At 70.8% G+C, this 14338-nt stretch carries 8 protein-coding genes and 2 pseudogenes; 4 read left to right on the top strand and 6 right to left on the bottom strand.

Going from position 1 to position 14338, the window contains the following annotated elements:
• Positions 1-50 precede the first annotated feature (50 nt).
• Positions 51-958, top strand: a pseudogene (locus tag KM933_RS02110) (IS5 family transposase).
• Here KM933_RS02110 and KM933_RS02105 read toward each other — a convergent pair.
• The 4 genes from KM933_RS02105 to KM933_RS02090 form a co-directional block, all read right to left on the bottom strand.
• Entirely contained in the window at positions 955-2742 is a 1788-nt protein-coding gene (locus tag KM933_RS02105) for a serine/threonine-protein kinase (RefSeq protein WP_221348020.1), read from the bottom strand. The pseudogene KM933_RS02110 and the gene KM933_RS02105 sit on opposite strands and share 4 nt — an antisense overlap.
• Before the next feature lie 437 nt (positions 2743-3179).
• Positions 3180-4088, bottom strand: a complete 909-nt coding sequence (locus tag KM933_RS02100) for a nuclease-related domain-containing protein (RefSeq protein ID WP_430727267.1) — start codon at positions 4086-4088, stop codon at positions 3180-3182.
• Positions 4089-4859: 771 nt separating this feature from the next.
• A complete protein-coding gene (locus KM933_RS02095; RefSeq protein WP_260332949.1) occupies positions 4860-5864 on the bottom strand; it encodes a LacI family DNA-binding transcriptional regulator in 1005 nt (334 codons plus the stop codon).
• Positions 5865-6168: 304 nt separating this feature from the next.
• Positions 6169-7998 (bottom strand): glycoside hydrolase family 35 protein, encoded by a 1830-nt coding sequence (locus tag KM933_RS02090; protein WP_221348018.1) that lies wholly within the window; start codon positions 7996-7998, stop codon positions 6169-6171.
• Between the two features lie 513 nt (positions 7999-8511).
• Between KM933_RS02090 and KM933_RS02085 the strand changes: the two genes are divergently transcribed.
• Complete coding sequence (locus tag KM933_RS02085) at positions 8512-9765, top strand: cytochrome P450 family protein (RefSeq protein WP_221348017.1); 1254 nt, start codon at positions 8512-8514, stop codon at positions 9763-9765.
• A 364-nt stretch (positions 9766-10129) separates the two neighbouring features.
• Here the strand turns inward: KM933_RS02085 and ku are convergent, their stop codons facing one another.
• Positions 10130-11125 carry a non-homologous end joining protein Ku gene (ku, locus tag KM933_RS02080; RefSeq protein WP_221348016.1) on the bottom strand — a complete coding sequence of 332 codons (996 nt, stop codon included), beginning with the start codon at positions 11123-11125 and terminating at the stop codon, positions 10130-10132.
• A 195-nt stretch (positions 11126-11320) separates the two neighbouring features.
• Positions 11321-12124, bottom strand: a complete 804-nt coding sequence (locus tag KM933_RS02075) for a nuclease-related domain-containing protein (RefSeq protein WP_221348015.1) — start codon at positions 12122-12124, stop codon at positions 11321-11323.
• Positions 12125-12330: 206 nt separating this feature from the next.
• Between KM933_RS02075 and KM933_RS02070 the strand changes: the two genes are divergently transcribed.
• A complete protein-coding gene (locus KM933_RS02070; protein ID WP_221348014.1) occupies positions 12331-12774 on the top strand; it encodes an SH3 domain-containing protein in 444 nt (147 codons plus the stop codon).
• 125 nt (positions 12775-12899) lie between these two features.
• Positions 12900-14249 (top strand): annotated as a pseudogene (locus tag KM933_RS02065) (FtsW/RodA/SpoVE family cell cycle protein); the annotation flags it as partial.
• Positions 14250-14338 lie beyond the last annotated feature (89 nt).

Raw genomic sequence — 14338 nt, 5'->3', positions numbered from 1 at the left:
CGGCCGCGCTGCCAGGCACGAATGCACAGCGTCTCGACGGTCTGATCCTGATGCCTCGTCATGCTCGGCTGACTGACCGGCAGCGGGACCGCTTGCGACCTCTGCTTCCCTCCAGTACCAGGCGTCGTGGCAGGCCGTGGGCCGATCACCGCCGCATTGTGGAGGCGATCGTCTACCGGTATCGCACCGGTGTTCCTTGGCGAGACCTCCCAACGAGGTTCGGATCCTGGAAAACCGTGTGGGCCCGCCACCGCCGCTGGGCGGCCGACGGGACCTGGGACCGTGTGCTCGGTGTCCTGCTCGCCCGCGCGGACGATGATGGGCTGATCGACTGGCGGGTGGCGGGTGGCGGGTGGCGGTGGACTCCACCATCACCCGGGCCCACCAGCACGCCACCAACACCCGCCGCCCCGAGACGTGCCGGGACGCAGCCCGAGGTCAAGGCCATGACGCTCACCGAGAGCCCGCCGGGCACGCGATCGGCCGTTCCCGCGGCGGGCTGACCACGAAGATCCACCACGCCGTGGACGGTCAGGGCCGACCTCTGGCCGTCGTCGTGACACCCGGGCAGGCGCACGACGGCCAGTCCCTGCCGTGGCTGCTGGGCGACCTGCGAGTCCCCAGGACCGGAGCAGGCCGCCCGCGCACAACCCCGGCCATGCTGCTCGGGGACAATGCCTACTCCTCCCGCGCGATCCGAGCGGCGCTCAAGGCCCGCGGGATCACCGCGGTCACCCCTGAACGGCGTGACCAGCAAGAGCACCGTCGCCGCCGCGGTGCAGCGGGTGGGCGTCCGTCGAAGTTCGATCCGGTGGCCTACAGGAACCGCAACGTGGTCGAGCGGTCCTTCGCCCTGCTCAAGCAGTGGCGGGGCCTGGCCACGAGGTTCGACAAGCTCGCGATTGTTTACCGCTCGGCCGCCGTCCTCGCCGCTGTGCTCGTCTGGGCTCGCATTTAGCGGACACGCTCTAGCTGGAGCCCTAGCTGTTCTCCGCCGGGTACGGCATCCCGCCAGATGGTGATGTCCAGAGTGACGTACTGACTGGCACTGGTGCTGGGCGATTGGCCCTGGAACGTCACGAGGGCGACAAGGCCGTCCTGCGTGATCGCGCAGAACTGCCTGCCCTTGGAGAGCCGGCTCACGGAGATCGTCTGGGGCAGATAGCGAGTGTCCTGCTTACAGGCGTCCAGGGAGCCCTGCTCGCCTTGGTCAAGCAGGACGAGCTTGGTGTTGTAGTGGCCAAAGTCGCAGCCGGCGGTGCCGCCGCACATTAGGTACAGGTCGTCGTAGTTCGACTCGTGTGGCATCAGTGGCTGGTCACTGAACTTCAGGTAGTAGCCGTCGGGCAGCTTGACTTTCTTGTAGGTCTCCGGCTTATGGGCGCCGCCCGCGGACGACCCGTCTGAGGGATGGGTCGGGGCGGTCGCCTCACGGGACGCGGTGGCGATGGGGCCTGTCCGCTTCCCGTCCTCGCCGGTACCGGAGCCACCACCCCGCCCAAGATGACCGGCGAGAGCAGCGACTAGGAGCACGACGGCTCCAGCACCGCAGCCGAGGAGGGCGCCGATCTTCCGACGCCGGACGCTAGGGGGGGTGGGTACGCCAGGCACAACGGGCTGAGCGGGCCGATCCGCCTGTGCCGGTGCCTGCCGAGGATGCTCCGGCAGCGTCGGAGGGTGTGGGGGCATCGGTGCTCGCCGGGTGAGCGCTCCGGCTGACACCGCCGTCGGAGGCGTTTGAATCCCGCCAGGCGCGCTCGCCGGAGGTTGATGCGGTACAGCATGCCCGGGTACCACAGGCCGCTCAGGTGCCGACGGACCCGGCGACGGAGCGGCATACCGCTGGGCGATGGCAGTCGTCAAAGCTCCCGGCAGCCAGTCTTCAGGACGGCGCAACTGAGTGGCGCCGGACGCCGCGCTGCACAGGGCAAGGACCTCACTGAGCGACGGACGCTCGCCCGGATCCTTAGCCAGACAGCTGCGGACGAGTTCGTCCAGTTCGGCAGGTAGTCCGGCGAGATCCGGATCCTCGTGGACGATCCGATAGAGGACCGCGTGGGACGGTCCGTCCCCGTGAGCGGACCTGGCCAGCGCGGCGAAGGCAGCGACCTGCCCGAGAGCGAACACATCTGACGGCGGCCCCACGGTACGGCCCGCCGCCTGCTCCGGCGACATGAAGGCTGGGCTACCAACGGTGACGCCGCTGCCAGTCAGCGCCGTGGCGTCAGCAGCACGGGCGATACCGAAGTCGATGACGCGGGGCCCGTCGGCGGCCAACAGCACATTGGACGGCTTCAGATCCCGGTGCACAATGCCGGCACCGTGCACAACTTGCAGGGCCTCGGCCACTCCGGCGGCGAGCAACAACACGGTGAGGGCGGGCAGTGGCCCATAGTCCACGACAGCGGATGCCAGCGTGGGCCCGGACACGTAGGCGGTCGCCAGCCAGGGCTGCGGCCCCTCCGTGTCACTGTCGATCACGGGTGCCGTAGACAGGCCGTGCACCCGCTCAGCCGCCCGCACCTCCTGCGCGAACCGCCGCCGGAACTCCGGGTCCCCGGCGAACTCGGGCCGGATCACCTTGAGCGCCACGGGACGTCCGCCCGGGGTATGCGAGAGATACACCTTGCCCATGCCACCCGCACCAAGCCGGGCGGCCAGCCGATACCCTCCCACGCTCAGTGGATCGTCAGCCGCCAGCGACTGAAAGACCGCTTGAGCAGATCCTCCTGCACCGTTCATCGATCCCCCGAAACGCCCGTCACCCAGCAGCAGAAGCAGCTTAACGTGAAGCAGGAGACCCGCCCTGGGGCATCAGAGGAGTGGGAGTCCCTGGTGAAGCTCGAAGACTCGCCGCAGCCACCCGCACCGAGGCATGCCGTAGACGTGTCCGCCGAACCACGGACCCAGCGCGCGCAAAATGACCAGTCTCCACAGCGGCGGCTCACACGGCTCCTGACATCCATGGCCGACATCAACGACGCCGGACGGGGGCGCACACCGGCACTCCAGTCCGGCCGTCGCACCAGCCGGCGACAGTCACCAGACCGCGCGCGAACCGAACTCCTAAAGCGGTGCTCAGCAGCCGTGGACTATGATGCTGCCCGAAGCAGCCGCATGTCGGGGATCGTAGACGAGACGTGGACGGGATCCTGAAGCATCATCCCGGGCCCACCGGCTCAGGCCCGACGCCAAGCCTGACGATGGCGGGCGACACCGTACACCTGTTCGACCTGCTCGGCCGTCAGCACGCCTGAGAGCGGTGCCAGTGCCGATACCTGGCGTTCCTGGTACACCCGTACGGTGAGCTGTGTGGCGACCACCTTCAGATCGGTGACGCCGACGAAGACGAGCACCGGCGCCACCGGTACGGGGAAGGCGCAATGGCGTTCGAGCACCCGGCTCACCCGCTTGGCCTCCGCGCGGCTCTTGCGTGCGTAGGGCGCCGGTTTTCCGTGATCGACCTTCACGGCGTCGTCGCCCACCCATACAGCCCTCTTGTGGTGGTGCTTCGTGTTGATGCTGAACACCCCGCCAGGCCCGATCAGCAAGTGGTCGACGTCCACGTCGTCGGCCAGGGGGATGGAGTGCAGGACCCTCCAGCCGTGGCGTGTCAGGCGATTCAGCTCGGCTCCCACCCGGCGCTCCCCCGCCAGTCCTTTTCGCCACGAGTCCCACTGCGTCGGCCGCCGCAGCAGCCATGTGAAGATCCTGCGCGCCGGGCCCGGGCCGGATGCGGCCAGGAGATTGCTGATGGCCTTTCCAGGAGGATTGGCTGCCAGGTCGTCCGCCGGCGTCAGCGGTGGCAGCGACAGCGGCATCGGACGCGCTTCGGCCTTGAGTGCTCCGTCCGGCGGGACCGCACTGGTGATCTTCGACAAGCGCCGTCTCAGTACGACGAGCACGTCGTGGCGGTACTCGGCGCGCAGGACCGTAATCTCCCCCGTCGTGACGTCCGCCCAGCCGACCGCGGTGCCATCGGGCAGGTTCGCGTACAGGCGATCACGTCCGTACCGCTTCCAGCGCATGACCTTCAGCTCCACGAGACCCCCTCCGCTCATGCAGCGACGACGTCGGTACAGCAACATCAGGAAAGACGCGGCCACAGGACCGCAGAGCGTATGACATGGTGCGGTTCGCTTCTTCTTCGGAAGCATCACAGTAGGTGGATCCCGGGGCCAGGAAGGTCCCGGACAAGATGCTCGCGGTCATAGGCAACCACTCCGGCTTCGCCGAGCTGTGCCGATCGGTTCGACAGCACCTTGTCCGACAGCAGGGGCAGGTGGTGCGCGGCCGGCGCCGGCAGGTTGCCTCCTGGCCATCGACGAAGCCCGACCGCCGGTTGGGTCCTGGCTGTTCCGGGCCTCCCCCGGACAGATCGGGGATGCGGCCATTCCTTGCAGAGCTGGAACCCCCGGAAGCCGGCCGCGCGATCAGGAACATACCCGCAGACACTGACAACGGACCTCGTCGTGACGTTCAGCGGCGCACCGCCCTCCGCCGCCGGCAGAGGCACCGTCGGCCCATGGGTTCACCGGCACCGATGGCCGGCTTCTCCCGGGTTCGGGAAAGGGCTCACGCGGAGGAGGTGCGGGATGTCCAAGACCGTCGGGTCCGTTCGGGCGACGGACCCGACGCGCCCCAGGACGCCGTATCGCCCGATCAGGGAGAAACCCGCCGACCGGCTTCGGGGCGGGTCCCGCAGCGGCGCGGAGTGCAAAATTGTCCTGCACGATGATCAAGGGCCGACAGAGGTCTCTTGCTCCGGCACGGGTCCTCTCTGTCCCGGCGAAGTGCCTGCCCACCCGCCTGATCCCCACAGATCTTCCCGTTCATGACCGGACTCGTGACCGGACACGTCACCCCGTGCGGGATCGGTCTCGCGGTGCCGGGCCCGTGCTCCTGCGTACGATCAGCTCCACCGGTACCACCCGGTCCACCTCCGGTTCCGGCGGGCCGTCCAGTTGGGACAGGAGCAGCCGCAGGGAGCGCGTGCCGATCTCGGGGAAGTCGGTGCGGACCGTGGTCAGCGGGGGGAGCAGGTGCGCTGCCTCGGGGATGTCGTCGTAGCCGACGACGCTGACGTCGTCGGGGACACGGCGGCCCGCCTCGTGCAGGGCGCGCAGTACGCCCAGCGCCATCTGGTCGTTCGAGGCGAAGACCGCGGTGACCTCGGGGCGGTCGGCCAGCCGGCGCCCCAGTTCGTAACCCGAGTCGGCGCTCCAGTCGCCGACGAGCGGTTCCGGCACCGGGGCCCCCGCCGCCTCCAGCGTGGCCCGCCACGCCTCCGCCCTGCGGTCCGCCGACAGCCAGCCCGCGGGACCCGCGATGTGCCGTACCGTCGCGTGGCCGAGGTCCAGGAGGTGTTCGGTGGCCTTGCGGGCGCCCGCCCGGTTGTCCGCCGTGACGAACGACGCGTCCTCGCCGAGGTCGTTCTCCAGCACCATCAGCGGGGTGTCGAGCCGTGCCTCCGCCAGCGCCCTGCCCACCCAGCGCTGCGGGGCGATGGCGATCACACCGTCCGCGCCCTCGGCCGACAGCGTGTCCACGGCCCGTACGACGGTGGCCCGGTCCGCCGTGTCGAGCGCGATGGAACTCACCAGGTAACCGGCCTCCTGGGCCGCGGTGTTGATCGCGGCCAGGATGGAGGCGGGGCCGAAGCGGGCCGCGTCGAAGGAGATCACCCCCAGCATGCGGGTCCGGCCGCTCGCCAGCGAACGCGCGCTGCGGCTCGGCCGGTAACCGAGGGTGCGCATGGCCGTCAGGACCAGCTCGCGGGTCTCGGGGCGGACGGCCGGGTTGTCGTTCAGTACGCGGGACACCGTCTGCTTGGAGACACCGGCCAGCCGTGCCACGTCGCCCATCACCGGACGCGCGCCCGCGAAGCTGCGCCGGCTGCGGCCCTTGCGGACGTCGTTGCGGAGCTCGTTGCCGAGGTCCTTCGGGAGATCCTCGGGGGGTCCGTCGGGCGGCACGCCGTCACCGGCACTTCGGGTCATGGCGGGTGCTGTCCTCCGGGTCCGTCCCGGCGGTCGTACCCCGCCCGGCTGCCCCACAGAATAGGCCGCCGGGCGGGAGGGAGACGCGACGCGGTCACCCGCAGGCGAAGGGTCGGCGCACGAAGGAAAGCGCCAGGAGAGGCAGCAGGAGAGCTCCGGGAAGAGAACGTCAGGGCTTCACCGGGCCGAGGTCGGGCGTGTCGGTGAGGTGGGCGCGCCGTCGGGTCGTGGCCTGCAGTTCCAGCAGGACCAGTTCGTTGGTGCCGGGGCGCAGGACGGGCGCGGGCACGTACAGCGTGCGCTGCGGGCCGCGGTTCCAGTAGCGGCCGAGGTGGAAGCCGTTGATCCATGCCTGGCCCTTGGTCCAGCCGGGCAGGGACAGGAAGGTGTCGGCGGGCGTACGGACCTCGAAGGTGCCGCGGTGGAAGGCCGGCCCGGCATCCGCCGGCGCCTCCGCCTCTCCTTCCTCCCCTTGCACCCCTTGCGCCCCTTGCGCCCCTTCCCCCGGGGGCGCGGAAGCGACCGGGGCGAAGGGCACCGCTCCGGGGTCGTCCAGGGCCAGGGGGTGGCAGTGCCACCCCCGCAGCGCGGTGCCGTCGAAGGTGACGGGCCCGAGCAGCCCTTTCGGGGAGCCGATGCGGGGGCCGTAGTTGACGCCGCCCATGTTCTCGACGAGCACGTCCAGCGTGGCGCCGGCCCGTGGAACCCGCACGGGCAGAGCCTCTTCGTGGCGTTCGCGTTCGAGTACGCCGACGGGGGCGCCGTCCACGAAGACCTGGGCGCGGTCGCCGACACCGCCCGCGAAGTGCAGCACGCCGTCGCCCGGCACGGGGACCGTGGTGCGGTACAGGGCGTACCCCGCCCGCAGGCCCAGCTCCTCCATCGTCACCGGATCGGCGTCGACGCGCACCGGCCCGGCCAGGACGCTCGCGTGCGGGAGCAGCGGGACGCGGTGGTCCAGTTCGACCGGTGTGGGCGGGAGTTTGGGGGCCGGCGCCGGAACGGGCTCGTCCGGGACCGGGGCGTGGCGGGCGATCACCTCGCGGAAGGCGTGGTACTTCGGGCCCGGGTCGCCGGACTCGGTGAGGGCCGCGTCGTAGTCGTACGAGGTCACGATGGGCTCGTACGCGTGGTCGTGGTTGGCGCCGTTGGTGAAGCCGAAGTTGGTGCCGCCGTGGAACATGTAGATGTTCACCGAGGCGCCCGCGGAGAGCAGCCGGTCGAGGTCCGCTGCGGCGTCGGCGGCGTCGCGCACGTGGTGCGGTTCGCCCCAGTGGTCGAACCAGCCGATCCAGAACTCCGCGCACATCAGCGGCCCTTCGGGCCGGTGGACACGCAACCGCTCCAGCGATTCCGTGACCCTGCTGCCGAAGGTGCCGGTGGTGAGGACACCGGGCAGGCTGCCGGCCGCCAGGTGCTCGGGATCGGTCTGGTCGCAGGTGAAGAGGAGTTCCCCGACTCCCCCGGTGCGCAGGGCCCGCGCGAGGTGTTCGAGGTACGCGGTGTCGTCGCCGTACGCCCCGTACTCGTTCTCCACCTGTACGGCGATCACCGGGCCGCCCGACGCGGCGAGGTGCGGCAGCAGCGGGGGCAGCAGCAGGTCCAGGTAGCGGTCGAGCGCGTCGGTGAAGCGCGGGTCGCTGGTACGCAGCCGGATGTCGGGGTCCGTGGTCAGCCAGGAGGGCAGGCCGCCGCCGTCCCACTCGGCGCAGATGTACGGTCCGGGGCGCAGCAGGACGTACAGGCCCTCGGCCTGGGCCAGCCGCAGGTACCGGGGCAGGTCGAGGAAGCCGTCCAGGACCAGGGTGCCGGGTTCGGGCTGGTGGAGGTTCCAGGGGACGTAGGTCTCCACCGTGTTGAGGCCCATCAGCCGGGCCTTGCGGAGCCGGTCGGCCCACTGGTCGGGATGGACGCGGAAGTAGTGCATCGCGCCGGAGACGATCCGGAACGGCTCCCCGTGGAGCCGGAACCCGTCGGAGGCCGTGGTCAGAGCGGACATGAGGATGCTGCTTCCCTTCGGTTCGGGGAACGGGGGGTGAAGGCGAGCCGGGGAGAGGGTCTGGAGGCCCGGAGGCGGGATCGGCGGCGGCGCTGCGAGACCATGATGTTACCGGTAACTCAACAGCGTCAAGGCGGTATCGGACAGTGCCGGCACGAAGGGTCGCCGGATCCGTCCGGTGACGGATCCCGGTCGGCCGCACGCGCCGGTGCAGGCTGGGGGCGTACGCGCGGCACCGGGGCGGGACGGCCACGTGCGGGCCCGGGCCGAGTGGCCGCAGCCGCCTCGGCCCGCTGCCGTCCGGCACGGTTCGGCCGCCACCACCTCTCACCCGGGAGCAGGATCCTGAAGCGGGTCGGAGACCTCGACCCGCCTGCTCCACCGGCAGGTTGCGGCCATCCGCGATTGGCCTCGTACGGCCTCGTCGGCACACCCCGCAACCGCGTAATGTCACTCGACGTACCACTTTCAGCGTGATTCGCATGTTTCAGGTGGGAACAGGGGGAGGTTCGTATGCCAGAGCGGAAGCGCATCGTCATCGACCCGTCCGGTCGCGACATCCACGGCGAGGCGGCACGGCTGCGCGCACACGGTCCGGTGGCCCGGGTGGAGCTTCCCGGCGGTGTGGAGGCATGGGCGGTCAGCAGTACGGACCTGCTGAAACGCCTGCTCACCGATCCCCGCGTGTCGAAGGACGCGCGGCGGCACTGGCCGCTGTGGATCAACGGGGAGATCTCGCCGGAGTGGCCGCTGTTCGCCTGGGTCGCCGTGCAGAACATGTTCACGGCGTACGGCGGCGAGCACAAACGGCTGCGGACCCTCGTGGCCAAGGCGTTCACCGCACGCCGTACCGCCGCACTCCAGCCACGCGTCGAGGAGATCACCAAGCAGCTGCTCGACCGCATCGACGAGGCCGGGCGCCGGGCCGGGGTCGTCGACCTGCGCGAGGAGTTCTGCTATCCGCTGCCGATCCAGGTGATCAGCGAGTTGTTCGGGCTGCCGGAGGAGCAGGGCGCGGAGCTGCGGGCCGTGGTGGACGGCGTCTTCAACACCGCGGCCGGCCCGGAGGAGGTCACGGACACCTACACGAGGATGTACGCGGTCCTCGGCGAACTCGTCGCCGCCAAGCGGGCGTCGCCCGGGGACGACCTCACCTCCGGGCTCATCGCGGCCCGGGACGACGAGGGCGACACGCGGCTCAGTGAGCAGGAACTGCTCGACACGCTCGTACTGATGATCAGTGCGGGGCACGAGACCACGGTCAATCTCCTCGACAACGCCGTCCACGCGCTGCTGACCCGTCCCGAACAGCTCGCGCACGTCCGGGCGGGGCGGGCCACGTGGGACGACGTGATCGAGGAGACGCTGCGGCTGGAGGCACCGGTCGCCAGTCTTCCCCTGCGATACGCCGTGGAGGACCTGGCGGTCGGGGAGCTGGGCGGACCGGAAGGGGTGGTGATCCGCAAGGGGGAGGCGGTCCTCGCGGCGTACGCGGCGGCGGGGCGCAATCCGCTGGACCACGGGGACGACGCCGATCGGTTCGATGTGCTGCGGGCCGACAAGGAGCACCTGGCTTTCGGGCACGGGGTGCACTTCTGTCTCGGGGCGCCGCTGGGGAGGCTGGAGGCGCGGGTCGCGCTGCCGGCGCTCTTCGGGAGGTATCCGGGGATGGAACTGGCTGTTCCTGAGGGCGGGTTGACGCCGGTGGCGTCCTTCATCTCGAACGGACACCGGGTGCTCCCCGTCCGCATGGGTTCACCCCGCTGAGCGGGGCGGGTGGTGGGGGCGTCTGCGTCGTTCCCCGCGCCCCTGAAGGGGTGGCTCCGCCGGTTGCGCATGTGCGGGGCGTCGTGGGTTGAGCGCGCCGTTCCCCGCACCCCTGAAAGAATGGGCTGGGCGTGGCGTTCCCCGTGTCCCTGAAAGAAATGCGCGTCCCTCAGGGGCATGTCCCTCACGGATCGTCCCGCCGGACGTCCCTGGGCGGACCCGGCCCCCCACGCAGCGGCAGCGTGTCTTCAGGGGCGCGGGGAGCTGCGCGACCGGCCCACGACGGCCCGCAGCCGACCGGCCACTCCCGGCCTCCCCGGCCACCCCCGGCCACTCCCGGCCGCCCCGGGGGCGAAGCCCCGGATCAGGCCGACGCCCGCTTACGCGGCGCCGCCCTCTTCACCGCGGCCGTCGTCTTCTTCGTCGCCGTCCTCTTCCCCTCAGCCTGCGCCCTCACCCCCGCTGCCGCCCCTGCCCCCGCCCTCGGCTTGGCCGGAGCCTTCTTCGTCGACGCCCGCACCGTCGCCGTCTTCTTCGGCGCGCCCCCGGACGACTCACGCGCCGTTCCCGCGGGGAGAGGTGAAGCCCCTCCCCGCGCCTGCCGCACACTGTCCTCCAGCGCCGACACCAGATCGACGACCTGCCCCCCGGACTTCGCGGCGGTGAGCGCGAAAGGCATCTCCTCACCGGACGCCTTCGCCGCGATCATCTCCTCCAGCGCCCCGTGGTAGTCGTCGTGGAGCTCGGCCAGGTCGACCTCCCCCAGCGTGTCCATCAGCGCATCGGCAAGCTCCAGCTCCCTGTCACGGACGGTGACGTTCACGTCCGGGGCGACACTGTCGGGCGTACGGATCTCGTCCGGCCAGAGCAGCCCGTGCATGGCGATGACGTCATCGACGACCCGCAGCATGCCGAGCCGCTCCCGCCCCCTCAGCGCGAACTTCGCGACGGCCACCTTGCGACTGCGCCTGAGCGCCTCACGCAGCAGGGTGTAGGGCCTGGCGGCCGACACCCCGTTCACCGACAGGTAGTACGCCGTGTCCAGCTGGAGCGGATCGATCCGGTCGGCCGGCACGAAGGCCACGATCTCGATCGTCCGGGCGGTCGGGATCGGCAGGGAGGCCAGTTCCTCGTCCGTGATGGGGATCATCGTGCCGTCCGCGTCCTCGTACGCCCTGCCGATCTCCGACGGCGTCACCTCGTGCTCCTCCACCTCGCACACCTTGCGGTGGCGGATGCGACCGCCGTCCTCGGTGTGGATCTGACGGAACGAGATCGAGTGGTTCTCCGTGGCGTTCACCAGCTTGATCGGGATCCTGACCAGCCCGAAGGAGATGGCGCCCTTCCAAATGGATCTCACGTTCGACACCCTTCAGGTAGCTTTCACCCACTGCCTGACAAATCCCTACGATTCATATCGTATGACGTCAGCAACAAAGACGGGTGAGCGAAGGATCACGCTGAGCATCCGGTACGCCAGACCGGGCCTGCACCTCGGACCCGTAGCCGGTACCTGAGGACCCGTGGTCGGTACCCCGGACCCGCAGCAGGCACCTCAGACCCGCACCCACGTCCCCCGGTCACGGGCCGTCGCGTGCAGCGCCTCGATGTCCGCCGGTTTCAGGACGCCGCCCGACCGGGCCAGCGACATCACATCGGTGTCCAGGAGGATGCGCACATCACGCGGGGACGCCGTCACGGCGACGTCCCTGGGCCCGAAGAAGGCCAGCACGGGGCGCACCTCCGCGGTCAGGGCGTACGAGGCGCGGTCCGCGCCGGCGCGGGCCAGCCGCAGCACCGGCCGCGCCTCCCCGCGCCCCACCGTGACCATCGGGTCGGCCACGAGGACCCGCCGCCTGCGGGCGTACAGCGTGTGCACGGCGAACAGTCCGCCCGGGCCGATCACCAGATGGTGGACGCGGTCCCCGCCGGGCAGCGGCACCGAGTGCAGGGTGTGCCACCCGGCCCCCTCCAGCCGGTCCAGCGCCTCGCCCACCGCCAGCTCCGCCTCCAGTGCCCGGCGCCGGGGATCCGGCCGCAGCGGCCGCTGCGGCCCCGGCTCGTGGTCGAGGACGGTCTGCAGCGCCTCTCCGGGCCGGTTCGGCGCGAGGTCGTCGTCCGGGTGCAGGGACAGCCGCGCGAGTTCGGCGGGGGTCGGCACCGGCGGCGGCCCGACCTCCACCGCTCCGGTCAGGAACGGACCGAGAACGCCCAGCACGTCCTCGCGCCGGTCCTCGCTGAGCAGGTTGACCCGGCCGGCCTCCCTGTCGTACCAGGCGATGTTCCTGCCGTCCGTACGGCAGACGTAGAGCCGCTCCCGGCCGTGTCGCCAGGTCGGTATGACGCGCAGTCCGTCCATGCACCATCACCCCATGACCATGGGAACAGGCAGGACGCTCCAGGGGCAAGGCGGCGGCCCTCTTTACGGACAGTCGGGGGAAGGCACCGCCACACCCCCGCGGAAAGCGACCCGCCCCCGATGGCCCAGCGTGACGGGCGCGCCCCGGGGCGCGCTCCTAATGTGGCGATCAACCAGCTCTGCCCCCTATTCCGGAGGAGCCCGTCATGTCCCTGCGTACCGCTGTCACCCGTATCGCCATAGCCGGCGGCACCCTCGTCGCCGGTGGCGCCCTCGTCGCCGGTGGCGCGAGTCCCGTCCTCGCGGCCGACGACTGGGACCCCCAGGCCAGTCGCCAGGCCGGTCGCCAGGACAGCAGTCACGACAGCAGTCGAGGCGACAGCCACGGCGGCAGTCACGGCGACCACCACTCCAAGTACTACAAGGGCCGCGTCAGTGCGCCCGGCGGACTGCACCTGCGCGACAAGCCGACCCGCGGCAGCGCCGTCATCGGTTTCGCCGCGCACGGCGAGGTCGTCTCCATCTTCTGCAAGACGCCGGGCGAGAAGGTCCAGGGCAACCCCCTCTGGTACCTCCTCGCGAACGGCACCTGGGCCTGGGGAACGGCCCGGTACATCGACAACATCGGCCCGGCGCCCCGCTGGTGCTGAGCCGGCCGGGTCCATTCGCGGAGGGTCCCCGAAAAGACCCTCACCCGGCAAACATCAAGCACCGGAACAGCCCAACCATCCCGATATAACAGGACATCGGGCCAACCGCTTGCTAACTTCCGGTCATGCCCTCGCCCGGAACGACAACAGCGCAGGCGGATCCGCCCGCTCCCGTTGTACGCCTCCCCCGGCGCCGTGGCATCGAGTTCGCCCTCGTCGTCGTGGCCGTCCTGCTCTCCCTGTACGGCTACTGCGACGTCGGCCTCGCCAGGACCGGATCCGTCCCGCCCGGCGCCGTCGGCCACGGCGCCGGGCTGGGCGCGCTCGCGCTCCTCGCGCACCTCGCGGTACGCCTGCGCGCCCCCTGCGCCGATCCGCTGCTGCTGCCGATCGCCGTCCTGCTCAACGGCCTGGGCCTGGTCCTGATCCACCGGCTCGACCTGGAGACCCCGGCCGACCGGGCGGCCCCCACCCAACTCGTCTGGTCGACGCTGGGCGTCGGCCTGTTCATCGCGGTGGTGATGCTCCTGCGCGACCACCGGGTGCTCCAGCGCTACACGTACGTCTCCGTCGTCGCCGCGCTCGCCCTCCTCGTCCTGCCGATCTTCTTCCCCTCGGTGAACGGCGCCCGGATCTGGATCAGGGTGGCCGGATTCTCCATCCAGCCCGGCGAGTTCGCGAAGGTCATGCTCGCGCTGTTCTTCGCCGGCTACCTCGCCGCGAACCGCACCGCCCTGGCGTACACGGGCCGGCGTCTCTGGCTGCTGCAGCTGCCCACCGGGCGGGTGCTCGGCCCGATCCTCACGGTCTGGCTGCTGAGCGTCGGCGTACTGGTGCTGGAGCGGGACCTCGGCACCTCCCTGCTCTTCTTCGGCCTCTTCGTGATCCTGCTGTACGTCGCCACGGGCCGTACCGGCTGGATCGCGGTGGGGCTGCTGCTGGCGGCCTGCGGGGCCTTCGCGGTCGGCTGGCTGGAACCGCACGTGCACAGCAGGGTGGAGGACTGGCTGCACCCGTTCGCCTCGATCGAGGCGGGCCGGGGGCCGAACCAGCTCGCCCAGTCCCTCTTCGCCTTCGCCGCCGGCGGGTTCCTCGGCACGGGGCTCGGCCTGGGCCACTCGGTCCTCATCGGCTTCGCCGTCAAGTCGGACTTCATCCTGGCCACCGCGGGCGAGGAACTGGGGCTGGCCGGGCTCTCCGCGATCTTCCTCCTGTACGGGCTGCTGGTCGAGCGCGGCATCCGGGCGGGGCTCTCCGTACGCGACCCCTTCGGCCGGCTGCTCGCGGTCGGACTCGCCTCCATCGTCGCGCTCCAGGTCTTCGTCATCGCGGGCGGGGTGACGGGACTGATCCCGCTCACCGGGATGGCCATGCCGTTCCTCGCGCAGGGCGGCTCGTCGGTCGTGACCAACTGGATCATCGTGGCGCTGCTGATCCGCCTCAGCGACTCGGCACGCCGCCGTGCCGAGGAGGAACCGCACGAGAAGCCGGACGACGGACAGGACGGCAGGCAGGACGGCGGGCAGGACGGCGGACGGCGCGGCGGACAGCTCGGGGAACAGCA

Source organism: Streptomyces beigongshangae (genome assembly GCF_019710745.1).
In the GTDB taxonomy this organism is placed as follows: Bacteria; Actinomycetota; Actinomycetes; order Streptomycetales; family Streptomycetaceae; genus Streptomyces; species Streptomyces beigongshangae.
The sequence above is the reverse complement of the archived record's forward strand: the minus strand, read 5'-3'. Positions and strand labels throughout refer to the sequence as shown.

Coding starts and splice junctions, on each gene's coding strand:
- KM933_RS02075 (WP_221348015.1), bottom strand. CDS start 12,124: ATGGACGGACTGCGCGTCATACCGACCTGGCGACACGGCCGGGAGCGG.
- KM933_RS02095 (WP_260332949.1), bottom strand. CDS start 5,864: ATGGGCGACGTGGCACGGCTGGCCGGTGTCTCCAAGCAGACGGTGTCC.
- KM933_RS02100 (WP_430727267.1), bottom strand. CDS start 4,088: ATGTTGCTGTACCGACGTCGTCGCTGCATGAGCGGAGGGGGTCTCGTG.
- KM933_RS02090 (WP_221348018.1), bottom strand. CDS start 7,998: ATGTCCGCTCTGACCACGGCCTCCGACGGGTTCCGGCTCCACGGGGAG.
- KM933_RS02070 (WP_221348014.1), top strand. CDS start 12,331: ATGTCCCTGCGTACCGCTGTCACCCGTATCGCCATAGCCGGCGGCACC.
- KM933_RS02085 (WP_221348017.1), top strand. CDS start 8,512: ATGCCAGAGCGGAAGCGCATCGTCATCGACCCGTCCGGTCGCGACATC.
- KM933_RS02105 (WP_221348020.1), bottom strand. CDS start 2,742: ATGAACGGTGCAGGAGGATCTGCTCAAGCGGTCTTTCAGTCGCTGGCG.